1 pseudogene is annotated in these 956 nt (G+C 69.2%); it reads right to left on the bottom strand.

Going from position 1 to position 956, the window contains the following annotated elements:
* Positions 1 to 751 precede the first annotated feature (751 nt).
* Positions 752 to 956 (bottom strand): annotated as a pseudogene (locus MXD58_RS25625) (hypothetical protein); the annotation flags it as partial.

Below are 956 nucleotides of genomic sequence, written 5' to 3'. Positions count from 1 at the left end.
ACGACGATCATGGAGCCTCCCAGAACAGCGCAAGCGGAAGCGGAATTACTCTTCATGTTAAGAGATACAGAACCGGGACTCCGATTGTCAAGGACGGAGCGTGGCTGACAGGACACGCGAGTGCGGCGCCGCCCGTCGGTCAGCGCCCGCCAGATCGAGGCACCGCACAGCACAGCCGGCCCCACCACCCGGGCAGACCAGCCACCAAACCCCTCAGAGCAACCACGCAGCAGCCCGCCGAAGCCCCATCAAGGACGCGAACCAGACACCGCACCCCGCAAGGCCATGAGCTGGCCTCCGTTCACCCTCCAGCGCGCTCCAGCGCGCTCCAGCGCGCTCCAGCGCGCCGGCATGAGCGGATCCCCCGGCGGAGGAGTACGCGACTCCTCGTGGATCTTCGATTCGGACGCCGCCCTGATTGCCTCGTCCAACGTGATGTCCGCTCTGTCCGTGTGGTGAGACTAGAGGGATTCTCGTAGGGGTGGTCTTGGCCGGCTGCGGGCACTCATCGGTCTCTTCGTCCGCCCGTTGCCACCCGCTGCCGCCGGCTGTGCGTGGCGTCGACCGCGGCATGAATCTTGCTGGCCACATCGCCCCGCGAACGACCGAGGGCTTCTGCCCGCCGGGCGGTGTCCGCGAGGTGTCCGTCGATGGGCCCGTCCCCTTCCGATCCTTCGGGATGCCAACCCGACATGGATCATGAAGCCTGACTGGCGACCTTGATCCACGAGGTGCCGCTAGGACACGTGGGTCAGCCGCGCCGGCCGACGGCTGCGAGGTCGGAGCGGTGCGGGGTGGCGCGCTGGCGGCGGCGGGCGAGCAGGGCGTCCGCGAGAGCGTCAGCGCGCTCCATGTCGTCGAGAGTCGCGCGGGAGCGACCATCGACGGTGAGAAGGGCGGCGAGCAGGTCGGCGGACAGCCGGTTGCGCGCCGCCACCCGCGCCACGCTCGGGGGC

The organism is Frankia sp. AgKG'84/4, from assembly GCF_023242965.2.
Taxonomy (GTDB): Bacteria; Actinomycetota; Actinomycetes; order Frankiales; family Frankiaceae; genus Frankia.
This window is presented reverse-complemented; position numbering and strand designations above follow the sequence as displayed.